The sequence below is a fragment of the Streptomyces sp. NPDC044106 genome, from assembly GCF_056433985.1.
The window spans coordinates 26,055-49,847 of the sequence record NZ_JBWKFZ010000032.1; the positions used below are offsets into that span (position 1 = coordinate 26,055).

At 73.0% G+C, this 23,793-nt stretch carries 25 protein-coding genes; 14 read left to right on the top strand and 11 right to left on the bottom strand.

The genetic code is table 11. The features are described from left to right. Window positions 1-10 precede the first annotated feature (10 nt). Complete coding sequence (locus tag AC07DI_RS36515; RefSeq protein ID WP_478909165.1) at window positions 11-1,522, top strand: SDR family oxidoreductase; 1,512 nt, start codon at window positions 11-13, stop codon at window positions 1,520-1,522. A gap of 117 nt (window positions 1,523-1,639) precedes the next feature. Here the strand turns inward: AC07DI_RS36515 and AC07DI_RS36520 are convergent, their stop codons facing one another. Then, complete coding sequence (locus AC07DI_RS36520; RefSeq protein ID WP_478909167.1) at window positions 1,640-2,470, bottom strand: dienelactone hydrolase family protein; 831 nt, start codon at window positions 2,468-2,470, stop codon at window positions 1,640-1,642. A gap of 95 nt (window positions 2,471-2,565) precedes the next feature. Between AC07DI_RS36520 and AC07DI_RS36525 the strand changes: the two genes are divergently transcribed. From AC07DI_RS36525 to AC07DI_RS36535, 3 genes are all read left to right on the top strand, one after another. Then, complete coding sequence (locus AC07DI_RS36525; protein WP_478909169.1) at window positions 2,566-3,624, top strand: GlxA family transcriptional regulator; 1,059 nt, start codon at window positions 2,566-2,568, stop codon at window positions 3,622-3,624. Between the two features lie 570 nt (window positions 3,625-4,194). Further along, a complete protein-coding gene (locus AC07DI_RS36530) occupies window positions 4,195-4,848 on the top strand; it encodes a cation:proton antiporter domain-containing protein (protein ID WP_478909171.1) in 654 nt (217 codons plus the stop codon). Then, window positions 4,848-5,552: a cation:proton antiporter gene (locus AC07DI_RS36535; RefSeq protein ID WP_478909173.1), complete on the top strand. Its 705-nt coding sequence runs from the start codon at window positions 4,848-4,850 to the stop codon at window positions 5,550-5,552. The genes AC07DI_RS36530 and AC07DI_RS36535 overlap by 1 nt, the downstream gene beginning before the upstream one ends. Before the next feature lie 11 nt (window positions 5,553-5,563). Here AC07DI_RS36535 and sigJ (AC07DI_RS36540) read toward each other — a convergent pair whose 3' ends face one another. Beyond that, entirely contained in the window at window positions 5,564-6,595 is a 1,032-nt protein-coding gene (gene sigJ / locus AC07DI_RS36540; RefSeq protein ID WP_478909174.1) for an RNA polymerase sigma factor SigJ, read from the bottom strand. A gap of 266 nt (window positions 6,596-6,861) precedes the next feature. Here sigJ (AC07DI_RS36540) and AC07DI_RS36545 point away from each other — a divergent pair, with 266 nt between their 5' ends. From AC07DI_RS36545 to AC07DI_RS36560, 4 genes are all read left to right on the top strand, one after another. Further along, the gene (locus tag AC07DI_RS36545; protein ID WP_478909175.1) at window positions 6,862-7,488 is read left to right on the top strand and encodes a hemerythrin domain-containing protein; all 627 of its coding nucleotides are present in this window, start codon (window positions 6,862-6,864) and stop codon (window positions 7,486-7,488) included. A 574-nt stretch (window positions 7,489-8,062) separates the two neighbouring features. Next, window positions 8,063-8,959 (top strand): SDR family oxidoreductase, encoded by an 897-nt coding sequence (locus AC07DI_RS36550; protein ID WP_478909176.1) that lies wholly within the window; start codon window positions 8,063-8,065, stop codon window positions 8,957-8,959. Between the two features lie 95 nt (window positions 8,960-9,054). Further along, the gene (locus tag AC07DI_RS36555) at window positions 9,055-10,359 is read left to right on the top strand and encodes a cytochrome P450 (RefSeq protein ID WP_478909178.1); all 1,305 of its coding nucleotides are present in this window, start codon (window positions 9,055-9,057) and stop codon (window positions 10,357-10,359) included. A gap of 73 nt (window positions 10,360-10,432) precedes the next feature. Then, window positions 10,433-10,648: a hypothetical protein gene (locus AC07DI_RS36560; protein WP_478909179.1), complete on the top strand. Its 216-nt coding sequence runs from the start codon at window positions 10,433-10,435 to the stop codon at window positions 10,646-10,648. 62 nt (window positions 10,649-10,710) lie between these two features. On the opposite strand, the gene AC07DI_RS36565 is transcribed toward AC07DI_RS36560, so the two are convergent. Then, window positions 10,711-11,889: a PP2C family protein-serine/threonine phosphatase gene (locus tag AC07DI_RS36565; RefSeq protein WP_478909181.1), complete on the bottom strand. Its 1,179-nt coding sequence runs from the start codon at window positions 11,887-11,889 to the stop codon at window positions 10,711-10,713. A 302-nt stretch (window positions 11,890-12,191) separates the two neighbouring features. On the opposite strand from AC07DI_RS36565, the gene AC07DI_RS36570 reads away from it, so the two are divergent. Both AC07DI_RS36570 and AC07DI_RS36575 read left to right on the top strand, forming a co-directional pair. After that, window positions 12,192-12,452 carry a hypothetical protein gene (locus AC07DI_RS36570; protein ID WP_478909183.1) on the top strand — a complete coding sequence of 87 codons (261 nt, stop codon included), beginning with the start codon at window positions 12,192-12,194 and terminating at the stop codon, window positions 12,450-12,452. 67 nt (window positions 12,453-12,519) lie between these two features. Continuing rightward, on the top strand, window positions 12,520-12,894 hold the full coding sequence (locus tag AC07DI_RS36575; protein WP_384250808.1) for a hypothetical protein: 375 nt from the start codon (window positions 12,520-12,522) through the stop codon (window positions 12,892-12,894). Window positions 12,895-13,035: 141 nt separating this feature from the next. Here the strand turns inward: AC07DI_RS36575 and AC07DI_RS36580 are convergent, their stop codons facing one another. Further along, window positions 13,036-13,581: a ferritin-like domain-containing protein gene (locus AC07DI_RS36580; RefSeq protein WP_384251241.1), complete on the bottom strand. Its 546-nt coding sequence runs from the start codon at window positions 13,579-13,581 to the stop codon at window positions 13,036-13,038. Window positions 13,582-14,332: 751 nt separating this feature from the next. Then, window positions 14,333-14,809, bottom strand: coding sequence for a cupin domain-containing protein (locus AC07DI_RS36585; protein ID WP_478909186.1), 477 nt, complete (start codon window positions 14,807-14,809; stop codon window positions 14,333-14,335). Between the two features lie 230 nt (window positions 14,810-15,039). Here AC07DI_RS36585 and AC07DI_RS36590 point away from each other — a divergent pair, with 230 nt between their 5' ends. Beyond that, window positions 15,040-16,485, top strand: coding sequence for a multicopper oxidase family protein (locus AC07DI_RS36590; RefSeq protein ID WP_384250803.1), 1,446 nt, complete (start codon window positions 15,040-15,042; stop codon window positions 16,483-16,485). A gap of 91 nt (window positions 16,486-16,576) precedes the next feature. On the opposite strand, the gene AC07DI_RS36595 is transcribed toward AC07DI_RS36590, so the two are convergent. From AC07DI_RS36595 to AC07DI_RS36605, 3 genes are all read right to left on the bottom strand, one after another. Beyond that, entirely contained in the window at window positions 16,577-17,107 is a 531-nt protein-coding gene (locus tag AC07DI_RS36595; RefSeq protein WP_478909188.1) for a VOC family protein, read from the bottom strand. Between the two features lie 598 nt (window positions 17,108-17,705). Continuing rightward, window positions 17,706-18,020 carry a hypothetical protein gene (locus tag AC07DI_RS36600; protein ID WP_478909189.1) on the bottom strand — a complete coding sequence of 105 codons (315 nt, stop codon included), beginning with the start codon at window positions 18,018-18,020 and terminating at the stop codon, window positions 17,706-17,708. A gap of 82 nt (window positions 18,021-18,102) precedes the next feature. Then, complete coding sequence (locus tag AC07DI_RS36605; protein WP_478909191.1) at window positions 18,103-18,582, bottom strand: hypothetical protein; 480 nt, start codon at window positions 18,580-18,582, stop codon at window positions 18,103-18,105. A 706-nt stretch (window positions 18,583-19,288) separates the two neighbouring features. Here AC07DI_RS36605 and AC07DI_RS36610 point away from each other — a divergent pair. Then, entirely contained in the window at window positions 19,289-20,134 is an 846-nt protein-coding gene (locus tag AC07DI_RS36610) for a hypothetical protein (protein WP_478909193.1), read from the top strand. On the opposite strand, the gene AC07DI_RS36615 is transcribed toward AC07DI_RS36610, so the two are convergent. Both AC07DI_RS36615 and sigJ (AC07DI_RS36620) read right to left on the bottom strand, forming a co-directional pair. Next, entirely contained in the window at window positions 20,110-20,583 is a 474-nt protein-coding gene (locus AC07DI_RS36615; RefSeq protein WP_478909195.1) for a carboxymuconolactone decarboxylase family protein, read from the bottom strand. The two genes, AC07DI_RS36610 and AC07DI_RS36615, sit on opposite strands and share 25 nt — an antisense overlap. Before the next feature lie 121 nt (window positions 20,584-20,704). After that, complete coding sequence (gene sigJ, locus AC07DI_RS36620) at window positions 20,705-21,637, bottom strand: RNA polymerase sigma factor SigJ (RefSeq protein ID WP_478909197.1); 933 nt, start codon at window positions 21,635-21,637, stop codon at window positions 20,705-20,707. Window positions 21,638-21,821: 184 nt separating this feature from the next. Between sigJ (AC07DI_RS36620) and AC07DI_RS36625 the strand changes: the two genes are divergently transcribed. Then, the gene (locus AC07DI_RS36625) at window positions 21,822-22,205 is read left to right on the top strand and encodes a nuclear transport factor 2 family protein (protein ID WP_384250793.1); all 384 of its coding nucleotides are present in this window, start codon (window positions 21,822-21,824) and stop codon (window positions 22,203-22,205) included. Between the two features lie 77 nt (window positions 22,206-22,282). On the opposite strand, the gene sigJ (AC07DI_RS36630) is transcribed toward AC07DI_RS36625, so the two are convergent. Then, window positions 22,283-23,218 carry an RNA polymerase sigma factor SigJ gene (sigJ, locus tag AC07DI_RS36630; RefSeq protein ID WP_384250790.1) on the bottom strand — a complete coding sequence of 312 codons (936 nt, stop codon included), beginning with the start codon at window positions 23,216-23,218 and terminating at the stop codon, window positions 22,283-22,285. Between the two features lie 433 nt (window positions 23,219-23,651). On the opposite strand from sigJ (AC07DI_RS36630), the gene AC07DI_RS36635 reads away from it, so the two are divergent. Continuing rightward, a partial coding sequence (locus AC07DI_RS36635) for a flavodoxin domain-containing protein (protein ID WP_478909199.1) occupies window positions 23,652-23,793 on the top strand: 142 nt, incomplete at its 3' end.

Consider the following 23,793-nt stretch of genomic DNA (forward strand, 5'->3'; position numbering starts at 1 on the left):
GCAGCCAGACGTGAGTGAGAGCCAGGACACCCACCGGCCCGGCCGGCACATCCTCGTGACCGGGGCCACCGGCTACATCGGCGGGCGCCTGGTCCCCGAACTGCTCGCCGCCGGGCACCGGGTGCGGTGCCTGGCCCGTACCCCCAAGAAGCTGCGCGATCACCCCTGGGCCGACCGGGTGGACGTCGTCCAGGGCGACGTGGGCGACCCGCACTCCCTGGCCGCCGCCCTGCGCGACATCGACGTGGCCTACTACCTGGTGCACGCCCTGAGCTCCGGGCCCGGCTTCGAGGAGACCGACCGGCACGCGGCCCGCACCTTCGCCGGACAGGCCCGCGCCGCCGGCGTCGGACGCATCGTGTACCTGGGCGGGCTCACCCCGGCCGGCGTGCCCGAGTCCGAACTCTCGCCGCATCTGCGCTCACGGGCCGAGGTGGGCCACATCTTCCTCGCCTCCGGCGTCCCCAGCATCGTCCTGCGCGCGGCGGTCATCATCGGCTCGGGCTCCGCCTCCTTCGAGATGCTGCGCCACCTCACCGAACGCCTGCCGCTCATGGTCACGCCCAGCTGGGTGCGCACCCGCATCCAGCCCATCGCGGTACGCGACGTGCTGCGCTACCTCCTGGCCGGCGCCGGCACCGGCCTGCCCGCCACCCTCAACCGCGGCTTCGACATCGGCGGCCCGGACGTCATGACGTACCGGGACATGATGCGCACCTACGCCCGCATCGCCGGACTGCCGCACCGGCTGATCCTGCCCGTCCCCCTGCTGACCCCGGGCCTCTCCAGCCACTGGGTCGGCCTGATCACCCCCGTGCCCCGCGGCATCGCCCGCCCGCTGGTGCTCTCCCTGCGCCACGAAGTCGTCTGCCAGGAACACGACATCGCGCGCTACGTCCCCGACGCCCCGGGCCGCCCGCTCGCCTTCGACCAGGCGCTGCGCCTGGCCCTGCGGCGGATCCAGGAGGCCCAGGTCGCCACCCGCTGGTCCGCCGCCTCCCTTCCCGGAGCCCCCAGCGACCCGCTGCCCACCGACCCCGACTGGGCCGGCGGCAGCCTCTACACCGACCACCGCCAGATCACCGTGGACGCCACACCCGCCCAGCTGTGGCGGGTCGTCGAAGGCATCGGCGGCGACAACGGCTGGTACTCCTTCCCGCTCGCCTGGGCGGTACGCGGCCGCCTTGACCGGCTCGTGGGAGGCGTCGGCCTGCGCCGGGGCCGCCGCGACGCCCACCGCCTGCGCGCCGGCGAAACCCTGGACTTCTGGCGCGTGGAGGAGATCGAACCGGGCCGGCTCCTGCGCCTGCGCGCCGAGATGCGGCTGCCGGGGCTGGCCTGGCTGGAGATGTACGTGGAGCAGGACGAGCGGGGCCGCACCCGCTACCGGCAGCGGGCCCTGTTCCACCCCCGGGGCCTGCTCGGGCACGCCTACTGGTGGTCGGTCGCGCCGTTCCACGCCTTCGTCTTCGGCGGCATGGCCCGCAACATCGCCAAAGCCGCCGGCCGCGAGCACACCTGACCCGCCCGCCCGGCCGGGCGGGCGGGCGGGGGCTTCGCGTCCCAGCCGCTGTCCCTGCCGCCACGCGGCCGCACCACGGGCGCCTCCTGGTGCCCGGGCCGGTTCAAAGACAGGCTCTCAGGCCGGCTCCGGCGCCAGGAGCCGGCCGGCCAGGAAAGCGATGATCTCGTCCCGGGCCCGCACCGTGGGGTGCCCCTGCGCATCGACGAAGTGCGCCGTCACGACACTGTGGGCGCAGCCGACGACCTCGCGGAAGAAGGGCGGAGGCTCCGTGTTCGCCGCCCCGGCGGGAAGGACCCGGCCCGTGAACGCCTCGCCCAGCAGCGCCCGGTAGGCCGCGAAGCGCCGGCCCGTGCACCACCGGTCGCCCTCGAAACGGTAGGCGAGCACCTCCAGCCCGTCCTGCCGCACCCGCGCCGCCACCGCGGCCGCGTCCCGCTCCCCGAGCTCCAGAGCGGCGGGGTCGTCCAGCGGGAGCGAGGGATGGTTGAGCACCGGCGCGACGACCGCCGGCTCCAGCGCCATGGACAGTGCGAAGTTGCCGGTGAAGCACAGCCCCACCGCGCCCACCCCCGGCCCGCCGCACTCGGCGTGCGCGGCGCGGGCCAGCGCCCGCAGCCAGCCGGTCACCGGGCTCGTGCCGCCCCCCGCGAACGCCCGGAACTCAGCGCTCACACAGGCCCGCCGCACCACCTCCGCACCCGCCCCGGCCAGCGGATAGGCGCCGTCGGTGCCAAAGAGCGAGGGCAGGTACACCCGGAAGCCCGCCGCACGGAGCCACCGGGCGAAACGGGCCACGTCCGGGCTGATGCCCGGCATCTCGGGCATCAGGACGACACCCGGGCCGTCCCCGGTGACGTACACGCTCTTGCCGACGCCCTCGAAAACGACCTGCCGCCGCTCGAAGTCGTCCAGGGGATCGTCGCGCTGTCCTTGGCTGGTTGTCATGGGCGAAAGAATGACGAGAGGCTGCCCCTGCCGAGAAGCGGCGGCATCGCCACATCTCCCGGTGATCCCGCCACCGCCGAGTGCCGGAGGTGCGGGTGTCCAGTGCGTTGCGGGTCAGTGTGCTGGCCTACCCCGGCTGCTTCGCCTCACAGGTGTACGGGATCCTCGACCTGCTGACCATGGCCGGGCACGTCGCCGCGGCGCAGGGCAGGCCGGGACCCTCCTACCGGGTGTCGGTCGTCTCGCCCCGCCGGCGGGTGACCGCCTCGGGCGGCGCGGGCATCGAGGTCGCGGCGCTGCGCCCGGCGGACGTGCTCATCGTGCCCGGCTTCGAGACCGCCCCCGGTCCCGGCCCCGGCCCCGGCCCCGGCCCCGGCCCCGGTCCCGGTGCCGGTGCCGGTGCCGGTCCCGACTTCGACGGTGTGCTCGCGCGCCTGGGGCCGGAGACGGCCGCCGTCCGCGCGCAGGCGCAGGCGGGCGGCGCCCTCGTGTCGGTCTGCGTCGGCGCCTTCCTGCTCGCCGAGGCCGGGCTGCTGCACGCCCGCGAGGCGACGACGTCCTGGCTGTACGCGGATCAATTCGCGCGCCGCTACCCGCAGGTGCGGCTGCGCCCCCAGGAACTGGTCGTCAGCGATGGGGGCGTGACCACCACGGCCGCCTTCAGCGCGATGTACGACTTCGCGCTGCGCCTCATCCGCGAGCACGACGGCCCCCGCATCGCCCGCAGCACCGCGCGCATCACCCTCCTGGACGACGCCCGCTCCACCCAGAGCGCCTACGTCGACACCGAACTGCTGCCCGCCGTGGGCCGCGGCTTCTCCCCCGGCGTCAAGCGGTGGCTCGAGCAGAACCTCCAGACCCGCTACGACCTGCCCGCCCTGGCCCGGGAGTTCGGCGTCAGCACCCGCACCCTGCTGCGCCGCTTCGGCCAGGAGGCAGGCCTAAGCCCGCTGGCCTACCTGCACACCGCCCGGGTGCGCCGGGCCAAACACCTGCTGGAGACGACCGAGCGGACGATCGCGAGCGTCGCCGCCGAGGTGGGCTACCGCAACCCCGGCGGATTCAGCGAAATCTTCGCCCGCCACACCGGCCACAGGCCCAGCGCGTACCGCGCCGCCTTCCGCCGGCCCGCCCAGGACCCGGAACACCCCTGACCAGCCCCCTCACCCCTCCATGGCGGGACACAGGGCAACAGGGGGGACGGTGAGGCGGTAGCGGTGTTCCGCAGCGGCCCGCGCTGTGTGATGCCGCTGCCCTACGGCCCCCGGTCGTCACTGGGTGCGCAGCGCCCTGGCCCAGGGCGGCTGCGAGCTGCACACGCGGGGCCGGCGCATCCGGCTGCACCCCGTCACCGCCGGCGGGAAGGCTTCCCCCGAACAAACCTGACCGTTGTCCGATAAGAGCCTGTCTTTGAACCCCCGTCGTCCGCGCGAAGCGCGGGCGCAGCGGTGTTCGGTGCGTGCGATCGGTGTGCGGAGTTCCAGGTCATGTGGCGGAGCCACCTGTCCTGGGGCTCCGTGCGCCGAGCGTGCGTGCCGGGCGCCGGGGCGCAGGCGGGGGTTCAAAGACAGGCTCTAAGAGCCTGTGTCATGTCCCCGGCCGGGTGGGGATATGACACAGGCTCTGAGCCCCCGCCCGGGGGCCCGGCCGTACACGGCGGTGGCTGTCCGACCGGGTCCCGATCCCCGCCGGCGCTGCCGCACGTCGCGTTGTGTGGAGGCGAGATGGCAACGGGCAAGGCCCTGCCGCTGGAAGCGATAGTCCTGATCGATGTGGCGATCGTCCTGCTCGCGGGGGCCGCCATGGCCCGCCTCGCGCGCCGGCTGCACCAGCCGCCCGTCGTCGCCGAGATCGCCGCGGGCCTGCTGCTCGGCCCCAGCCTGCTGGGACTGCTGCCGGGCGACCCGCCCGCACGGATCTTCCCCGCCGACGCGCGGCCCCTGCTCGGCGCCGTCGCCCAGGTGGGCCTGGTGCTCTTCATGTTCCTGGCCGGCTGGGAACTGGACCTGACCCGGCTGCACGGGCGCGGTCGGGCGGTCGGCGCGGTGGCCGCCCTGGCCATGGCCGTGCCGTTCGCGCTCGGCGCGGGCGCGGCGGCCCTGCTGTACTCCACGCGGGCCGGCCCCGGCGTCGGCGGGGGAACCTTCGTGCTCTACCTGGGCACCGCGTTCTCCATCACCGCCTTCCCGGTGCTGGCGCGGATCATCCACGACGGCGGCCTGACCACCTCCCGGGCCGGCACCCTGGCCATGGCCTGCGCGGCGATCGGTGACGTGGCCGCCTGGTGCGTCCTGGTCCTCGTGGCCGCCGTGGCCGGTACGGGCGGCAGCGGGGAGTTCTTCCTGGTCCTCGCCCTGACGGCGGGGTACGGATCGTGATGGCCTTCGGCGTACGGCCGCTGCTGGCCCGGCTGCTGCGCGGTGCGGTGCGCGGTGCGGTGCGCGCCGAGCGCAGCACTCTGCTCGTCCTGATCGTCTCGGGGGTGTTCGTCTCCGCCTTCGTCACCTCCTGGATCGGGATCCACGCCATTTTCGGCGCGTTCGCCTTCGGCTTGGCCATGCCGCGCCGGCGCGCCGCCGAGCTGCACCACCTTCTCGAGGTGCCCCTGGAGAAGGTCTCGGCGCTGCTCCTGCCGGTCTTCTTCGTCGTCACCGGCCTCTCGGTGGACGTGCGCGCGCTCGGCGTCTGCGGGCTGCCGGCCCTCGCGCTGATCGTGGTGTGCGCCGTGGCGGGCAAGTTCGCCGGGGCGGCGCTGCCCGCCCGGGCGGCGGGCCTGGGCTGGCGGGAGGCCACCGCGTTCGGGGCGCTGATGAACACCCGCGGCCTGACCGAACTGGTCATTCTCCAGATCGGCCGCGAACTGGGCCTGATCTCGGCGCAGATGTTCACGATGATGGTGGTGATGGCGCTGGTGACCACCGCCATGGCGGGCCCGCTGCTGCGGGCGCTGGACATGAGCGCGCCCGCCGGGGGCGCCGGCCCTGAGCGGGCGCCGGAGAGCGCACCGGACGCGCAGGCGGGCGTGGCGGCGGCCGCGGGCGGCCCGGCCGAGAACGCCGAGGCCGCGCCCGGCCCGGGGTGAGGGGCGTGCGCTCACTCCTCGGTGTCCGGGTCCGAGCGGACCCGCGCCAGCTTGTCGGGGTTGGTGACGGCGTAGATGCCGCGCACCTGGTCGCCGCCGGGCGTCAGGTCCATGACGATGACGGCGTAGGGCGACTCCTGGGAGAAGACCACCGCGGAGGCGTCGCCGTTGACGTGCCGGTAGTGGACGTCGAGGTCCTTGGGCGCCCGCCCGGCGTATCCGGCGAGCATGCGGCAGACCTTGTCGCGGCCGGTGACGGGCCGCAGGCCCGCGGTGCGCACCTTGCCGCCGCCGTCGGTCCACATGGTGACCTCCGGCGCGAGCATCTCCATCAGCGCGTCCAGGTCGCCGCCCAGCGCCGCGGCGACGAAGCGTTCGGTGACCTCCTGCTGGACCTGCGGGGTCGTCTCGTAGCGGGGGCGGCGCGCCTGGACGTGGGCGCGGGCCCGGTGGGCGAGCTGGCGCACCGCGGCGGGGCTGCGGTCCAGGATGCCCGCGATCTCGGTGTGCGCGTAGCCGAACACCTCGTGCAGCACGAACACCGCCCGCTCCAGCGGGGTCAGCGTCTCCAGGACCACCATCATCGCCATCGACACCGACTCGGTGCGCAGGGCCTGTTCGGCGCCGTCCGGCACCCGCTCACCGGCCGTCTTGGTGATCAGCGGTTCGGGCAGCCAGGGACCGACGTACGTCTCGCGCCTGCGGGTGATGGCGTCCTTGCGGGCCAGGGCGTGGTTGACCGCGATCCGCACCAGGTAGGCGCGCGGGTTCTCGATCTCCTGGCGCGGTGAGCGGCTCTTCCTGCCCGACCAGGACAGCCAGGTCTCCTGCAGCACGTCCTCGGTGTCGGCGACGGAGCCGAGCAGGTTGTAGACGATGGAGAAGAGCAGTTCCCGGTGGCTGACGAAGACCTCGGTGGAGGCTTCGATGACGTCGCCTTGAGCGCCCCCGGCCGCCGCGCCCTGGGCCGGGGCGGCCTCGCCGGTCAACTCCTCGCCGGTCAACTCCTCGCCGGTGACGTCGTCTTCCGCGCTGTCGGACATGGTCCACCTCCCGTGTGACGCGTTCGCCACTGAGAGGACAGGGCCGCGGGGAGTGTGACATCGGCCCGGCAGGTGTGTTTCACCTCACAGAATCGGGGCCCGGTGTCACACCCGTCCATGCCGGCGCCCTCCCGTCGGCGAGGGCAGCCCCGGCCGCGGGGGTGCCGGGGTGCGGCCGGTGAGATCCGAACCGCCCGGCCACGGCCGCGAGTTGCCCGACATGTCGACCGGCGGGGGCCGGTCGCCGACGAAAGGAACGGCACACCATGGCAGTTGCACAGCAGGCCCCGATCAACTTCGCCGTCATGTACGCGACGCACGATGCGTTCCGGCGTGACCTCGAAAGGTTCGCGGCCGCCGTGGCGGCCGGCCGGGCCGACGCCCCCCGGGTCCGGGCCGGCTGGGAGAATTTCAAGCGCCAGCTGCACGTCCACCACAGCGTGGAGGACGCCGTGCTGTGGCCGCAGGTCGCCCGGCAGATCACCGAACGCCCCGACGACCAGAAGCTGCTGGCCGAGATGGAGGCCGAGCACGCCTCGCTCGACGCGGTGCTGAGCGCCGTCGACACGGGCCTGTCCCAGCGGTCGCCGGACCTGGCCGAGCGCGTGGAGCGCCTGGCCCGGTCGCTGGGCTCCCACATGCGCCACGAGGAGGACGCGGCGCTGCCGCTCATCCAGGACGTGTGCACCACCAAGGACTGGGACGCCTTCCGCGGCGCCATGGCCAAGAAGCAGGGCCCCAAGGGCGCGGCCGTCTACATTCCCTGGGTCATGGACGGCACGGGTGAGGCGGAGCGCAAGCGGTTCCTGGACTGCATGCCCGCACCGGTGAAGGTCCTCAACAAGCTGTTCTGGGAGTCGGGTTACCAAAAGCGCAAGCTGTTCTCCGCCTGAGGACCGGTCTTCGAACCCACCACCGGCCGGCTCCTGGCAGCCGGCCCGCACTGTCGGCACCCATGTGAGCAGCCTGCGCGCCGAGCTCGGCTCGCGGGAGCGGATCGTCACGGTGCACGGGGGTGGGATGCCGTATCGGCCGGGGCTGAGCCCGTCCCCGTACCGGCCGGGGCTGAGCCCGCTCCGTCCCCGTACCGGGCGGGGCCGGAAGCCCGCAGGGGCCTCCTCGGCCGCGCGGACGGCAAGCAGGCGGGTGCAAAGACAGGCTCTCAGCGTCCCTTGCGCCCGTTCATGTACCAGGCGGCGGCGACGGCGATGACGACGAGAACGATGAGGATCTTCATGGTCCTCAGCTCCCCCCGATCGTGCGGGACATGCCTGGGCGGCCCCAAGTCTCCCGTGAGGTGCGTTTTGTCCCTCGGGTGCCCGGGCACCCGAGGGCGGCGCGCAGCGGTGCGCCTCGCCCGCCGGGCTCCGGTGGTGAGGTGCTGCGCTGTTGCGGAAGGTAGGGACAGGCGCCCGGGCCGGCAGGGCCGGTGCGCCGGCCCGCAGGCACCAGGGAAGGCGGCAGCAGATGAAGGACACCCCCGGCAAGGAGGGCCCCCAGGACCCCACCGGCAGGGGCCCGCGGCCGGAGTTCCCCCAGCAGGAGCAGGAACCGCCGGGCTGGACCGGGCCCATGGACCCCCCGCCCGACCACGGCGAGGACTCCTACCGCGGCTCCGGGCTGCTGTCCGGCCGGGCCGCGCTGATCACCGGGGGCGACTCGGGGATCGGGCGGGCGGTGGCCATCGCCATGGCCCGGGAGGGGGCGGACATCCTGTTCACCCATCTGCCGTCCGAGGCCGGTGAGGCGCAGGAGACCGCCCGCTGGGTGCGCGACGCCGGGCGCCGGGCGGTCGCGGTGGCGTGCGACATCCGAGAGGAGGAGCAGTGCCGCAGGCTCGTGGAGCGTGCGGTGGCCGAGTTCGGGCGGATCGATGTGCTGGTCAACAACGCCGCGTACCAGATGTCGCAGCCCGAGGGCATCGGCGCCATCTCCACGGAGCAGTTCGACCGGGTGGTGCGCACCAACCTGTACGGCATGTTCTGGCTGTGCAAAATGGCGGTGCCGCACATGCCGCGGGGCGGCTCGGTCATCAACTCCGCGTCGGTGCAGGCCTACAAGCCCAGCCCGCACCTGCTGGACTACGCCATGACCAAGGGCGCCATCGTGACCTTCACCCAGGGGCTCGCGCAGATGCTGGTCGAGGACGGGATCCGCGTCAACGCGGTCGCGCCGGGCCCGGTGTGGACGCCGCTGATCCCCGCGACGCTGCCGGACACCGCGGAGTTCGGCAAGCAGGCGCCGCTGGGCCGGCCCGCGCAGCCGGCGGAGATGGCACCGGCCTACGTCTTCCTCGCCTCGGAGCACGCGAGTTTCATCACGGCCGAGATCATGAACGCCACGGGCGGCACGCCCCTGCCCTGAGCCCGCCCCCTGGGCCCCGGGTCCGGCCGTGCCGGCGCCGCGCCCCCCCTTGCCCCGCTCCTGGCCCGCGCCCCCGTGTTTCTGAGAGGAAATCAATGATCGACAGCACGCTGCCCCTGCTCGTCCAGGGCTACGCCTGGCTGCCCGACCGGAGCCGGTGCTCCGGCGGCGAGACGGTGCGCGCCCGGCTGCTGGGCAAGCCCGCCATCGCCCTGCGCGGCCCCGAGGCGGTGGCCTTCTTCTACGACGAGGACCACGTGCGGCGCCGCACCGCGCTGCCCGGCCCCGTTCTCAGTACGCTCTTCGGCCACGGTGCGGTGCACACGCTGGACGGCGAACAGCACCGCGCGCGCAAGGCGTTGTTCCTCTCCCTGCTCAAGGACGGGCCGGGCGTGCAGGCGCTGGCGGAGCGGGTCGGCGAGGAGTGGGAGCAGGCCCGCAAGGAGTGGTCCTGCCTGCCCCGGTTCACGTTGTTCGACGAGGTGAGCGTGGTGCTGACCCGGGCCGTGTGCCGGTGGGCCGGCATCCCCTGGGCGGACCGTCCCGGTGACGGGGCGCGGCAGATGGCGCGGGACCTGGTGGCGATGGTCGACGGGTTCGCCACCGCGGGGCCGCGTCATGTGCGCGCCCGGCGCGCCCGCGCCCGCCAGGAGCAGGCCCTGGCCCGCCTCATCGAGGCGACCCGCGCCGAGCCGGACCGGGCCGGGACACCCACGGACGCCGTGCACACCGTGGCCGCCCACCGGGACGCCGACGGTGAGCTGCTCGATGCGCGGACGGCGGCCGTGGAGGTCCTCAACATCATCCGTCCCACGGTCGCGGTGACCTGGTTCACCGTCTTCGGGGCGCACGCCCTGCACCGCCACCCGCAGCTGCGCGAGCGCCTCGCGCGGGACGAGGCGGGCTACGCGCGGGCCTTCGCCCACGAGGTGCGCCGCTTCTACCCCTTCGCGCCGTTCGTGGCGGGCCTGGCGCCGCGGGACACCGCCTGGCGCGGGGAGCCGATCGCCGAGGGCACGATGGTCCTGCTCGATCTGTACGGGCAGAACCACGATCCGGCGCTGTGGCCCGACCCCTACGTGTTCGACCCCGAACGGTTCACTGGCCGCGAGCCCGGCCGCGACGAGCTGGTGCCGCAGGGCGGCGGCGAGGCCTCCCAGGGCCACCGCTGCCCCGGCGAGGACATCACCCTGGCGGTCCTGAGCACCCTGCTGCCCCGCCTGGCCCGCCTGGACTACCGGGTACCGGAGCAGGACCTGCGCATCCCCCTGCACCGGGTGCCCACCCGGCCGCGCAGCGGTTTCGTCATCACGACGGCAGACACCCCAGACACCGCAGACACCCCAGACACCGCAGACACCGCGGATACGGCGGGTGAGGCGGGCAGGCAGGGCGCCTGAGGCCAGGGCACGGCGACAAGGGGCCCTGGGCGAGGAAGACGTACGAGACACCTGGACCGGAAGGGACATCACCATGCAGGACAGCCACCGCGAGGACAACACCCACCCGCACACCCCCGCCCAGACCGCGGCCGGTGAGGTGCTGGAAGAGGTGGAGGAGGCCGAGGAGCGGCCCGTGCCCGACGAGAAGCGCGAGCACGCCAAGGACGGGGAGGCCGGCGACACCCTGACGCCCAGCCCCACCGCCCAGGAGGACATCCACCGCGACGACCGGGGCGACGACAGCTAGGGGCTGCGCCAGGGCGGGGCCGGGCCCGGGCGGGGCAAGTACCCCCGCCCGGGGGCGGTGGTTCACCGGTGCGAGGGCTGCCACTCGATCATGAGGATGGTGGCGTCGTCGCGCAGCCGGTCGCTCTGCGCGTCCAGGATCGAGTGGATGAGCCGGCGCAGGGTCTCCGCCGCCACCTCCCCGGCGCTGGAGGCGCGGGTGACGAAGTCGGCGAACCGTTCGAGCCCGAACTCCGTGCCGTCCGCCAGCCGCGCCTCGGTCAGGCCGTCGGTGTAGAGCAGGACGCGGTCGCCGGGTTCCAGTGTCGTCTCGTGCACCTGGCGCTCCCCGCCGCGCAGGCCGGCGGGAAAGCCCAGGGGCGGGTCGGGATCGCGTTCCAGGGCGCCCTCGACGAGCCGGTCGTCGCGCAGCAGCAGGGGCGGCGGGTGCCCGCAGTTGCTCCAGCGCAGCAGCCCGCTGGAGAGGTCCAGGCGGGTCAGGATGCCCGTGCAGAACTGGTCGGGCAGCCACTGGCCCAGTGCCGTGTCCACGGTGTCCAGGAGTTCGGGCAGGTCCGCGCCGGTGCGCCGGCCGTTGCGGCAGGCGGCCAGGGTGACGGCCGTGGTGAGGCCGGAGAGCAGGTTGTGGCCCATCGCGTCGACGATGGTGGCGTGCAGGTCCGTCCGGGTGAGGCAGTGGTCGAAGGCGTCGCCGCCGATCTCGTAGGCGGGCTCCAGCACGGCGGTCGAGACCACGTGGGTGTTGCCGATGGTGCGCGGCGGCAGGAAGGCGCGCAGCATCTCCGCGGGCAGGCGCATGGGTTCGGCGCGGGTGCGCTGGACGAGGTTGTCCTTGTACGCGCGCTTGGAGGTGATCATCATCGCGAGCAGGGCGGCCAGGGCCCGGCCGCGGCGCAGCAGGGTGGCGTCCAGGTAGGGGGCGTGGACGGCGACCACGCCGAGGCGTTCGGCGCCGTCCAGCAGCGGCAGCCAGGCGGTCATGCCTCCGATGGGGGATTCCTCCACGCGCAGGGAGAGGGTGCGGTAGGCCCAGCCGGCCAGGGATTCGTCCATGGCGAACCCCGCGCCCTCCTCGTTCAGCGGGACCAGCCGGCGCTGCTGGAGGTCGGCGAGGTAGATGACCGCCTGGGGCACGCCCAGGGCCGTCGCGCACTGCACGACCGCGGTGGCCAGGTCCAGTACGGCGTTGTCGGGGTCCGCGAGGAACTCCTCCAGTCCGCTGGGCGGCTCCGATGGCGGCACGTCTTCTCCCTTCCGCGGACGGGCGGCGTGACACGAGCAGTCTCACACCGCCCTGGCGCATCTGCTCGGCTGCCGCGGGCCGCCCGCCACGCCGTGCGGGGGCGTCGCGCGGGGCCTTGGTGCGCGGCTTGGTGCGGGGTGCGTTCGGGCGCCCCGTCCGTGTCGCCGATCGGGCGCGGGTGGTCCACGGTGATCAGTACGAGTTGTCCTGCCCTGCGCGGGTACCTGCACCCCAGCCCCGGGTGCGCCCCGCCGGCAAGGGCCGGACGCTCCCGGAGCCGGACGGTCGAGAGGAGACATCGATGAGTGAGCAGGTACCGGCGTCCCCCGGCGCCGACGGCAGCACGCCGGTCCCCCGGGACCCGCCCGACCAGCAGGCCGACAGCGGGCAGGACCGCTGGGAGCCGGCGCGGGAGAGCGACGGCGGCCGCGGGGAGCGGGACGACGTGCCCGACACGGACGAGGCCGGCGCCGGCCGGCGCGGTGACTCCGGTGCGCCCGAGGGCTCCGCGAACGCGGGCGGCCCCGACCGGGAACCGGTGCCGGAGGAGCCCTCCGGGTGAGCCCGGAGGCGGGCCCGGACGGCCCGGTCCTCGGCCCAGCAGTACGACGCGATGGAAAGGAACGACGGTGAGCGGTGCGGGAGAACCCTCGGCGCAGGTCACGGTGGAACTGAGCGGGACGGCAAACGACGCGGAGAGCGTCTTCACCGTGCTGAAGGCGGCGTTCGCCTCGGACCGGGAGGACGGTGCGGCCCCGCGCTCCGCGCGGGACGGCGGCGGGCCGACCGTGTGGAGCGGCGTGTTCGACACCGCCCGCCCGGCGGGCGGCGGGCCGGGCGGGCCGCCGCCGCTGGACGGTGCGGTGACCGCCACGGTGCAGGGCGGCTACGTCGCGGTCGACCAGATCGTCAAGGTGCTCTCGGCGGCCTTCACCGTCGCCGAGGAAGGCTCCGCCTCGGGCGACCAGGAAAAGGATGTGACCCTGCGCCTGGAGAGTAGGTGACCCGGCACCGCGGGGACCGGTGACGCCGCGGGCCCGGCCGTCTTCCGGCCGGGCCCGCGGCGCGGGCGCTCCAGGAGGCGCTTCCCGCCGGGGGGCGCGTGCCGGGCGCCGGGACGCAGGCGGGCGTTCAAGGACCGGCTCTCAGGCGTGGTGGTCGCCCGGGATGCGCTCCAGCAGGCCGCGCAGGTCGTCGGCGTGCTCCTCCTCCTGGGCCAGCAGGTCCTCGAAGACCCGGCGGGTGGTGGGGTCGCCCTCCCCCAGCCACTGGGTGATCTCGGTGTAGGCGGCCACCGCGACGCGTTCGGCGACCAGGTCCTCCTTGATCATCTCGATCAGGTCGGTGCCCTCGTGGTACTCCGCGTGGGACCTGGCGGTGAGCGTGTCGGGGTTGAAGTCGGGATCGCCGCCCAGCTGCACGATCCGCTGCGCCAGCCGGTCGGCGTGCTCCTGCTCCTCCTGGGCGTGCTCCAGGAACTCCGCGGCCACCGGCTCGGAGTAGAGGCCGGAGGCCGTGTAGTAGTGCCGCCGGTAGCGCAGCGTGCAGACGACCTCCGTGGCGAGAGCCTCGTTGAGCACGGCCAGGACGCGCTCCAGGTCCGCGCCGTAGGCATCGGTCACCGGGCCCTTCTCGATCTGCTGGCGGGCCCGGGCGCGGATGGTCTTGATGTCGGTCAGGAACTCGGCCATGACAACTGCTCTCTCCTCGGTGAACGAGACAGCGGGCGGACCGTCCGGCGACCCACTGACCTTGAACGTACCCATTTCGCCATATTCCTCCCGCGGGGGCGGCCCGGCACGCGGGCGGGCGGGGCCCGCGGGTGGCGTTGGCCGAACCCCGTGTAACCACCGGCCGGCCGGGCCGAACGACGGGGCCGGGGCCGGGCCGAGGCGCTCCCCCGGGGCCGCCCGCGAGAGGGGGCGGGCTGGGCGCCGTCCCCTTGGCACCGCCCCCGGAAGAGAACGGAAGGCGTGTCCGTGAGCCGGTACGCGGCCGGTGCGCCCGGCCGAGGGCTCCCACCCCAGTACCCCCGGCGGGGACCCGCTCGTCGACCAGCGCCTGCACGCAGCGCGGTGAGTGGGGGAATCGCTGCCCGGGCCCGGTTGGCGTACCGCCCGCAGCGCGGCGAGGGTGCGGTTCACCGCGGGTGGCGTGCTCTGCCGGTGCGGGCAGCGCACCGTCACTGTGCGGCAACGTCCATGTGGTCCCCCGGTGGCCGGGGATCGCCGCGGCGTCGGCCGTACGGTCGCATCCGGGCCGGCATCGTCGGCGTCCCCCGGCACCCGCCACCAGGACCAGGCCAGGCGGGCGGGCGGGCAGGCGGGCGGGCCCGGGGCAACAGGCGGCACCGCGCCAGCTGTTGCAGGGCTGGGGGCCCAGCTGCTGCTGTCCGGCTGCGCGCCGGGCCACGAGCCGCGCGGCCCCCGGGGCCGGGGGCCGTCAGCCGGGGGCGCTCAGCGGTGTCGCGCAGCGGGCACAGTAGCGGTCCTCGCGTTCGGCGCTCAGGCGGCCGCACTGCGGGCAGACCCGCTCCAGCAGGCAGACCGGTTCGCCGCCGGGGCCGGGGGCGGCGGCGCGGGGCGGGCGGTGGGCGGTGGTGTAGGTCAGGCCGTGCCCGCCGGCGCGCAGGGCGCGCGGGGTGGGTGCGGGCAGCCAGGCCAGGGCGCCCGGCGCGAGGGCCAGCACCGCGCCGGGCAGGGTGAGTTCGCCGCTGCCGGCCAGCACGGTGAGCAGCAGCGCGCAGCCGTCCCCGGTGTGCTCCTCCAGGCCCGCGCCGGGGGCCAGGCGCACCACGGCGGCTTCCAGGCCGCGTCCCTGGCCGGGCAGTGACCACACCACGCTGATCGGGCCCCGCCCCGGGGCGAGGGTCTGCTCGGGGCCGGCGAAGGCCGGGTCGGCGGAGGCCGGGTCGTTCATGGGCCGGGGGCTCCTTTCGGGGCGGCGGGGGCTGAGGGGGCGTGCTCCGGCGTGCGCGGCCCCGGCCAATGGGGGCAAAGCCGCCCGGAGCAGACCCGAGTGAGCCTCGAGCCGCCCCTGGTGGACTGCGGCTGGCACCGCACGGCTGGACGCTGCCGCGCCTCTTTTGCGAGGGGCGGGCGCCCGGCGGGTGCCGAGGTTTTCACTCGACTGTACTTAGGAGGGCAACCATGGTCACCCGACGCCGTCTGCTCGGCACCGGACTCGCCGCCGCGGGCGTAGGGCTCACCGGGGCGTCGTTCACTCCCCTGCTTGCCGTGGACCCCGCCCAGGCCAGCCCGTCCACAGCGGCCACCCCGGAACTGTTCGCCGTGCCCATGCCCAGGATGCCGGTGCTCAGACCCACCTTCCGCACCGCGACGGCCGATCACTACGACGTCACCATGCGTCCGGCCCGCAAGGAGATCCTGCCGGGCATCCAGACCGATCTGCTGACCTACAACGGCAACTTCCCCGGCGCGACCATCAAGGCCCGCACCGGCCGCACCGTGATCGTGCGCCAGCGCAACGCGCTGGACGTGGCGACCTCGGTGCACCTGCACGGCGCCTCGGTGAGCCAGACCAACGACGGCGACCCGATGGACACCCTCGCCCCGGGCGGCGAGCGTCTTTACACCTATCCCAACAAGCAGCCGCACGCCTCGCTCTGGTACCACGACCACGCCCACCACCGGGAGGCGGAGAACGTCTACCGCGGCATGCACGGCAGCTACCTGCTGAGCGACAGCATCGAGGACCAGCTGCCGCTGCCCAAGGGCGAGTACGACGTGGAGATAGGCATCCGCGACGCGAACTTCGACACGGCAGGCCAGCTCATCTACGTCATGGACGACCTGCAGCGCACCACGCTGCTGGCCAACGGCGTGCCCTACCCCTACTTCCAGGTCGCCGCCCGCAAGTACCGGCTGCGCTTTGCCAACATGGCCAACCAGCGCTTCTTGGGCCTGCAGCTCTCCGACGGCAGCGACATCATCCAGATCGGCTCGGACGGCGGCCTGCTGCCGCGCCCGCACACCACCAAGTCGTTCGTGCTCACCCCGGGCGAGCGCGCCGATGTCGTCATCGACTTCTCGCGCTACGCGGTGGGCGATCAGGTGGTGCTGGAGAACAACGTCATCTTCAACGGCACCGCGGAGCAGGTCGGCAAGGTACTGCGTTTCGACGTGGTGCGCACCGCCGAGGACCCGAGCTCGGTGCCCGCGGTGCTGCGCTCGCTGCCGCCGCTGCCCACGCCCACCAACGAGCGCGCCATCGAGATGCGCATGGAGGAGGGCGTGGAGCATCCCAAGGCGTTCCTGGACGGCAAGGTCTACGACGGTTCGCGGGTGGACTCCAGCATCCGTTTCGGCGCCAGTGAGATCTGGTCGGTCACCAACGCCAACACCCGGGTGCCGCACAACTTCCACATGCACCTGGTGCAGTTCCGGGTCCTGGAGCGGAGCGGGAAGCCGCCGGCGCCCGGCGAGTCGGGGCTCAAGGACACGGTGATGGTCCTGGCGGGCGAGACGGTCAAGCTGCAGGCGACCTTCGACACCTACCGGGGCTCCTACCCGTATCACTGTCACATGCTCGACCACTCGGCCATGGGCATGATGGCCACCATGAAGATCAGCTGAACCGGGCCGCCCGCCACCAGGCCCCCGCCGCCGGAAAGCCCCCGGCGGCGGGGGCCTTGGCCGTGGGGCGGGTACAAAGCCGGACGAGTGGTCAGCGCCAGCGGTTGTTGCCGGCGTGGTCGCCGGCGAGCCAGCGGGAGAGGTCCTCGTGTGCTGTGGCTCGCCGCTCGGCGCCGATCTTTTCCGCCTCGGGGTGGTCGACGGCAAACTCCAGTATCAGCCCGTTGGGATCTGTGATGTACAGCGAGACGCAGTACCCGTGGTCGACCACATGGGCGTTCGTCTCCGCGTGGCCGGCCGCGGTGACGCGCTCGCGCATGGCTTCCTGGGCCTCCGCCTCGACCTTGAAGGCGATGTGGCGCACGGGGGTGGAATTGATGCCGGTCCTGAACTCCTCCTGGTCCTTGGGGTTCGCGAACTGGAAGAAGGCGAGCGCACTGCCGTCGGCCAGGCCGTAGAGGGTGTGACTGTAGACGCGCTCGGTTCCCAACAGCACCTCGCGTTCGGTCCACGTGGCGACCAGGGGCAGGCCGATCACCTCCTCGTAGAAGCGCCGGTTGGCTTCCTGGTCGTCAGTGATCCAGGCGTGGTGGTGGAGGCGGAGCGGCAGGCTCTCGCTCATGTCGAGTCATCTCCCGTGACGGGTCGGGGTGTTGGACTGGTGACCTGGGTGGTCGCCGGCCTAGTGGCCAGCATGCCGCTCAATGAGGTTGAACGCTAAATCAATTCGAGCCGTTGTGTACGCCGGGGAGCGGTTGGCCCGTCGGCCGGCCGACGAGGGCCGGCACGTGCCGCATCCGCGCCCGGACGGGCCCACCACTCGCCGGGCCTGGCGGGTGCGAGGGCTCCGGCCTGGCCCGACGTCGCACTCGTCCGCCCCGTTGACGCAGGCCGACCGCCAAGACGGCGGATGCCGGCCCGGCGTGCGTCCAGTGGCGGGAAAAGGTTGAACAGTAATCTGCTCGGGGCGGCCCCGGGCCGGAAGGCCTCGTCCGCAGCTCGCCGAGTCGCCTCGGAACGGGCGGCATCCTGACGGAACAGCGACGGGCCCCGCCCAAGGTGTGCGCCCGGAGCAAGCTCCGTCTGCGCCTCTGCGGCGGCTACGGTGACGTCGATCTGGTGGAATGCATGCCCCTCTGATGCGGGCGCGCGAGTGGCGGTTCAGGAGGGCGTCCCGGTCGGCCACGTGCCTTGCGCATCCTCACGCCCGCCCCACCGGATCAAAGGTCCCCATTCATCCGAGCCAGGACCGTGAGGACGGTCCACACCACGGCGAAGATCCAGTCGAAGCCGGACGTCCGGCGCCGCAGCGCGGTACGGGTGATGACGATGGTGGCGGCAATGCCCGCTCCCGCCGCCCAGTGCAGGACACGGCCGGTCGTGGCCAGGGTGTCGTTGTCGCGGGCGTCCGCGACGAGCAGGAACACGAAGCCGGCGAAGGCCGTGAGCAGAAACGTGCCGATCACGGTCTCGGTGCGGTTTCCGGGGGACGGGCCGACCGCCTTGCCGGGATGGTGAGGTCGCGAGGAAGTCATCGGTTCTGAGGTCCTTCGGGGCCGGGGCGGGTGGCCGTGAGGGCCGGATGAGGAGGGGCATCCGGCCCTCACGGCACGAGCGTCAGACGTGGTCGTGGACGTACTTCCACATCCGGTACTGGGCTTCGCCGCTCGCAGCCTGCCAGGCCAGCTTGATCGGGTGGTACCAGGACAGGCTGTTGATCCAGTTCCGGAAGGTCGCGTACTTCCCGGCCGCCTTCTTGGCCGCCTTGACGACGGACGAACCAGCCTTCTTGATCAGCTGCCAGATCGTGCCGGCGGCGGACGCACGGGCAACGGCCTGCTCCTCCTGGGTAGCGGCACCGTCGGCCACGGCCTGCAGCGCGGCCTCGGCGCCGGGTGCGAGTTCGGCGCGGAACTCGCACACGGCCAGCAGGGCGCGGGCCTCGGAGGCCCGAAGCCCGCACCCGGCCTCCGTGAAGGATGCGACGAAACCACCGGTGCGGTGATGCCCGGCCGCGGAGGCCGCCGGCACCGCGACACCGAAGGCGACCGCGGCCATCGCGGTGACCGCGCTTATCCGCAGGGTATTGCCCTTCACGTAACATCTCCTTGTGTGTTTCACACGACGTGGAGCGGCCGTGGTCTTTGACGGGAATGCGGCCGCTTCCACGCCCGCGCCACTCAAGAGCGGGCACTGTGGATCTGTGCTTCCTTTTACGGGCGGATCAAAGCAGCTCCGGAGAATGTGAAGCAACTCGCAGTTGCTATGCAATCGCAGTGCCGAGTTGATTGCGGCGCCGCATCCGGTAATACCCCAGCAGGCCGCCCCCCTTCCCCTCGTGCCGACCTCACGGCTGTGCACGGAAATGCCGGGATGGGAGAATGCCGGTAATTCTATGCAGGTACCTTCCTCCGCAACAGTTCGGCAGCAATTCCGCAGTTGACTGCGCTTCCCCGCCACGACCGGAGCTTACCGGGAGCCCCGTCTAAGATCCATGAGGAATTCCCGATGCAGCGATAGGGGCAACTTTCCACTGGCCCGGAATCCGGAAAAATTTCCGGTTCAGGATAAGCGTGTGGAGCAGGTGTGGAGCAGGTGCTGCATGTCGCGAAAAATCCGGGGGCATCTGTGCACACTGCGCGCGTTTCCGGGGGAACGTGGAAGCGGCCTGCACGTACTGCGACGAGCGCTGGACGCTGTGACCACCCGGCGCGGGAGGCCGCGCTCCGGGTGGTGGATGAGCACTGGGACCCGGCGTGGCCGGCGACGTGGCAGCGGCACTACGCCGCACAGCGCGAGCTTCGTGCGCGACGAAGAGGGCCGGGCGGAGGTCCTGCCCGGGGGCGCGGTCCACGGCATGGGCATGAACATCGGCAAGCGGATGGCCCTCTGTGTGTTGGCCAGCGGGCGCGATACCTCGGCGGAGGAACCGCACTGGGGCCGCGACAGCGAGGGCCAGCCGATCGCGGAGTGCGTCGACAGCGGCCTGCCACGGGCAGGCGTCGAGGTCGCCGTGCTTGGGCTTGTGGGGCACGAAGCCTCCCTCACCGAGCACCGTGGCGGGCAGCGGGAGGTGGTGTCCACCGAGCCGATGCGCACCGGGCCGGGCACGCTCACCGCGCTGCGGCTCAGCCGCAGCGCGGGCTACCAGGGCCTGGCCGACCACGCGCCCGACCGGCTCCATGTCAGTGGGCCATCGGCTGCTCATACCGCCCGCCCCCAGGCCGGGACGGAGGCGGCCGACTGGCTTGGCTCTGCTGTCCGCCCCAAGGCGAGCCGGCCGCGCTGGTCCGGGGCCGCCCGGCTCGGCGCCCGGCTGCGGCGCCCGGCTGCGGCGGCTGGCCGGTGCCGTGCACGAGGAAACGGGCCGGTCATGAACAACTGCAACTGCACGGTGCTGTACGGCCCTGACGGCCGGGTCGGCGAAGCGCTGCCGCTTGGTCGCCAGGCGTACGAGCAGGTGGCACGGGCGGCGCCGGCAGGGAATGCCCCTGGCGCGCTCCGGTCCGTCGCCGGCAACGGATCACCACGCTCCCGGCCATTCCGCCGGACCGTCCCGCCGGCGCCCCCGCAGCAGGTCAGTCGGCTGCCGCTGTCTCACGGCCGGGGGCCGAAGACAGCTGCTCAGGCGAACTGGCCCACGCGGTAGTCCCCGGCGGGCTGCTGGGCCAGGACGTTCACGCGGTTGAAGGCGTTGATGAGGGCGATGATGGCCAGCAGGGCGGCGAGCTGCTCCTCGTCGTAGTACCGGGCGGCGTTCGCCCAGGCCTCGTCGCTGACGCCGCCGGCCGCATCGGCGATCCGGGTGCCCTGCTCGGCCAGTTCCAGCGCCGCGCGCTCGGCGTCGGTGAAGACCGTGGCCTCGCGCCAGGCCGCGACCAGGTGCAGGCGGCCCGGGTTCTCCCCGGCGTGGGCGGCCTCTTTGGTGTGCATGTCCACGCAGAAGCCGCAGCCGTTGATCTGACTGGCGCGGAGCCCGACCAGTTCCTGCGTCGCCGCCGGCAGCGTCGACTGGGCTGCCACCTGGCCCGCGGCGGCCAGACGCTTGAGGAACTTGGCCGAGACCGGGTTGTCGAAGAGGTTCAAGCGAGCGTCCATGTCCGGCTCCTCTGCCGTGCTGATGGTGCGTACACAGCTCTGACGAAACAGCCCGTCAAGATGTGACAGCACCCCCTTGGGCCTCGCAATATCCCTCTCGTGGCCCTCGCGCCGGTGCGGCTCAGCCGGTCGTCCAGGGGCGCAGCTTCTCGGGGTTGCGCACGGCCCACAGGTGCTTGATGCGGCTGCCGGCGAAGTCGAAGGCCAGCACCGAGACGGTCACCCCGCCCTGCTGGACGACCAGGCCGGGCTCGCCGTTGACGGTGCGCTCCAGGATCGTCAGGCCGGGCACCTTGCCGGTGATGGTGACCAGGTAGCGGGCGATCTGCTCGCCGCCGCCGGTGGGCGGCGCGGCGTTGACCAGACCGCCGCCGTCGGCCAGCCCGGTCGCCTCGGGATCCAGCAGGCTGATGAGGGCGCTGATGTCCTTGGCCTCCCAGGCCTGCTTGAAGCTGCGCACGAGGTCGGCACGCTGGGCGGTGGCGGTGGCCGGGGCCTGCTGGGCGGTGCGGATGCGGCGGCGGGCGGAGGAGGCCAGCTGGCGGCAGGCGGCCGGGCTGCGGCCGACGCTCTCGGCGACTTCGGCGAAGGAGTAGCGAAAGACGTCGTGCAGGATGAACGCCACCCGCTCGGCCGGGGTCATGGAGTCCAGGACGACCAGGAAGGCCATGTTGACCGACTCGTCCAGGGTGATGCGGTCGGCCGGGTCGGCGGCCGACCCGGCCCGCCCGCTCGCCCACTCCGAGTGGTCGGGCAGCGGCTCGGGGATCCACTCGCCGACATAGCGCTCGCGCCGGGCCCGGGCCGAGCCGAGCAGGTCCAGGCAGATGCGGCTGGCGACCGTCGTCAGCCAGCCGCCGGGCGAGGTGATGGCCGCCCGCTGCGCGCGGCTCATGGCATACCAGCGGGCGTAGGCCTCCTGCACGACGTCCTCGGCATCGGCCAGGGAGCCCAGGAAGCGGTACGCGAGGTTGATCAGCTGACGCCGCTCGCTCAGGACCGCGCTCAGGCCCGCCTCAAGCTGATCGTCTTCCGGCTCGGTCTGCGTCCTCATCGCCCGCGTGCTCCCTCTGCTCCCCGTGGCCGAAACTGCCGTCCCCCCTCCGACGAGACAGCACCCCCAAATGTCAGGCCGCACCGACCGCTTCGTGGCGCTGTGCCCGGACTGCGCCGGGAGGGTGCGTCCGCTTCTGTCGGGATTCCAGCGCCTTCCTAGGCGTATCCCCTAGTCATGTGACATGAGCAAACACAAAGCCACCGTGGAGCGGTACCGCGAAGGGGTCCTCAGCGGTGACCACGAACTGGTCCTGTCCCTGGTGACCGACGACGTCGTGTGGGAGAGCCTGGGCCAGACGCGGGTGCAGGGCAGGGAGGCCCTGCGGGGCATCGTGCAGAACAAGGACGGCGCGGCCGCCAAGGGCGTCGTGCAGCGGCCGGAGATCACCGTCGACCGGCTGATCGAGGAGGGGGACACGGTGGTCGCCACCGGCCGCGCCGTGCTGGCCCTGCCGGGCGGCCAGAAGGCGGAGTTCCTCTTCTGTGACGTGTTCACCTTCGCCGGGGAGGCGATCAGCCACCTGGAGAGCTACAAGGTCCCGCTCGGCGGGCCGCCCCGCGGCTGACCCCGGCCCGGCCCCGGCCCCGGCGGGGTGCCGACAGGGTGCCCGGGGGGGGTGCGGTGGCCGGAATGCGCCCGGGGTCAGCCGGCCGTCCAAAAGCGCAGCTTCTCGGGGTTGCGCACGGCCCAGATGTGCGTGATCCGCTCCCCCGCCACGTCGAAGGCCAGCACCGAGACGGTGACGCCGTCCTGCTGGGCCACCAGGCCGGGCTGGCCGTTGACGGTGCGTTCCAGGATCGTCAGGTCCGGGGCCCGCCCGGCGACGTCGGCGAAGACGCGGGCGATCTGCTCGCCGCCGGTGACGGGCTGCAGCTGGGCGCTGACCAGGCCGCCGCCGTCGGCGATCGTCGTGGCGTCGGGGTCCAGCAGGCCGATCAGGGCGTCGATGTCCTTGGCCTCCCAGGCCTGCTTGAAGTCCCGTACCACATCGGCGCGTCGGGCGGTGGCGGTGGCCGGGGCCTGCTGGGCGGTGCGGATGCGGCGGCGGGCGGAGGAGGCCAGCTGGCGGCTGGCGGCCGGGCTGCGGCCGACGATCTCGGCGACTTCGGCGAAGGAGTAGTGAAAGACGTCGTGCAGGATGAACGCCACGCGCTCGGCCGGGGTCATGGAGTCCAGGACGACGAGGAAGGCCATGTTGACCGACTCGTCCAGGGTGATGCGGTCGGCCGGGTCGGCGGCCGCTCCCGTGGGGCCGCTGAGCCATTCCATCCGGTCGGGCAGCGGCTCGGGGATCCACTCGCCGACATAGCGCTCGCGCCGGGCCCGGGCCGAGCCGAGCAGGTCCAGGCAGATGCGGCTGGCGACCGTCGTCAGCCAGCCGCCGGGCGCCGCGACGGCGTCCCTGCGCTGCTCGGACATGGCATACCAGCGGGCGTACGTCTCCTGCACGACGTCCTCGGCATCGGCCAGGGAGCCCAGGAAGCGGTACGCGAGGTTGATCAGCTGGCGCCGTTCGCTGAGAACCGCGCTCAGGCCGGGTTCGAGCCGGCTGTCCTCCGGCTCGGGGTGCATGCTCATGGTGTCGCCAACTCCCTTGGCCGCGCCCTGGCTTCACCAGTTCGATGAGGCATCGCACTGAAGGTGGCGCTCGTCACCTCACATTACAACGGGCTGTGTCGTCGTACGGGTGGAGATCGAATTCCTTCCGGGGCCCATCCCCCGGTCGCCCGGAGCGGGAATCGGCGCTCTCCCACCCCGGCTTCGAACCGTGTGAAGCCGTCCGTCACCCGTCAGGAGAATTCCCGTGCACCTCATAGCGATCCGCGGATCACCAGCCGGCGGCCTCCCGTGATCCGGGCCGCGGCAGGGCCCGTCCGGCCCGCCGCGGCAGGGCCGCGCGGTTTTCCTCCTGCCCACCGGCTTATCCCCACCGGGATGTGGGGCCCTCGCGCGCGAGCGGCCGCATCCCGCGGCACGACCCGATAGAACACGCACAGAAAAGGAAACAGTTGTGGAACCTGTGAACGTTGCGATCATCTATTACAGCGCCACTGGCAACGTGCACACTTTGGCCCAGGCGGTGGCCGAGGGCGCGGAGAAGGCCGGGGCGAACGTGCGGCTGCGCAAGGTCGCCGAGACCGCCCCCGAGGCCG

What these genes read in the sequence shown, in the direction of transcription:
- AC07DI_RS36590 (WP_384250803.1), top strand. Translation starts at nt 15,040, where the DNA reads ATGGTCACCCGACGCCGTCTGCTCGGCACCGGACTCGCCGCCGCGGGC.
- AC07DI_RS36570 (WP_478909183.1), top strand. Translation starts at nt 12,192, where the DNA reads ATGAGTGAGCAGGTACCGGCGTCCCCCGGCGCCGACGGCAGCACGCCG.
- sigJ (WP_478909197.1), bottom strand. Translation starts at nt 21,637, where the DNA reads ATGAGGACGCAGACCGAGCCGGAAGACGATCAGCTTGAGGCGGGCCTG.
- AC07DI_RS36615 (WP_478909195.1), bottom strand. Translation starts at nt 20,583, where the DNA reads ATGGACGCTCGCTTGAACCTCTTCGACAACCCGGTCTCGGCCAAGTTC.
- AC07DI_RS36595 (WP_478909188.1), bottom strand. Translation starts at nt 17,107, where the DNA reads ATGAGCGAGAGCCTGCCGCTCCGCCTCCACCACCACGCCTGGATCACT.
- sigJ (WP_384250790.1), bottom strand. Translation starts at nt 23,218, where the DNA reads ATGAGCATGCACCCCGAGCCGGAGGACAGCCGGCTCGAACCCGGCCTG.
- AC07DI_RS36560 (WP_478909179.1), top strand. Translation starts at nt 10,433, where the DNA reads ATGCAGGACAGCCACCGCGAGGACAACACCCACCCGCACACCCCCGCC.
- AC07DI_RS36545 (WP_478909175.1), top strand. Translation starts at nt 6,862, where the DNA reads ATGGCAGTTGCACAGCAGGCCCCGATCAACTTCGCCGTCATGTACGCG.
- sigJ (WP_478909174.1), bottom strand. Translation starts at nt 6,595, where the DNA reads ATGTCCGACAGCGCGGAAGACGACGTCACCGGCGAGGAGTTGACCGGC.
- AC07DI_RS36530 (WP_478909171.1), top strand. Translation starts at nt 4,195, where the DNA reads ATGGCAACGGGCAAGGCCCTGCCGCTGGAAGCGATAGTCCTGATCGAT.
- AC07DI_RS36535 (WP_478909173.1), top strand. Translation starts at nt 4,848, where the DNA reads ATGGCCTTCGGCGTACGGCCGCTGCTGGCCCGGCTGCTGCGCGGTGCG.
- AC07DI_RS36580 (WP_384251241.1), bottom strand. Translation starts at nt 13,581, where the DNA reads ATGGCCGAGTTCCTGACCGACATCAAGACCATCCGCGCCCGGGCCCGC.
- AC07DI_RS36625 (WP_384250793.1), top strand. Translation starts at nt 21,822, where the DNA reads ATGAGCAAACACAAAGCCACCGTGGAGCGGTACCGCGAAGGGGTCCTC.
- AC07DI_RS36555 (WP_478909178.1), top strand. Translation starts at nt 9,055, where the DNA reads ATGATCGACAGCACGCTGCCCCTGCTCGTCCAGGGCTACGCCTGGCTG.
- AC07DI_RS36600 (WP_478909189.1), bottom strand. Translation starts at nt 18,020, where the DNA reads ATGACTTCCTCGCGACCTCACCATCCCGGCAAGGCGGTCGGCCCGTCC.
- AC07DI_RS36550 (WP_478909176.1), top strand. Translation starts at nt 8,063, where the DNA reads ATGAAGGACACCCCCGGCAAGGAGGGCCCCCAGGACCCCACCGGCAGG.
- AC07DI_RS36585 (WP_478909186.1), bottom strand. Translation starts at nt 14,809, where the DNA reads ATGAACGACCCGGCCTCCGCCGACCCGGCCTTCGCCGGCCCCGAGCAG.
- AC07DI_RS36520 (WP_478909167.1), bottom strand. Translation starts at nt 2,470, where the DNA reads ATGACAACCAGCCAAGGACAGCGCGACGATCCCCTGGACGACTTCGAG.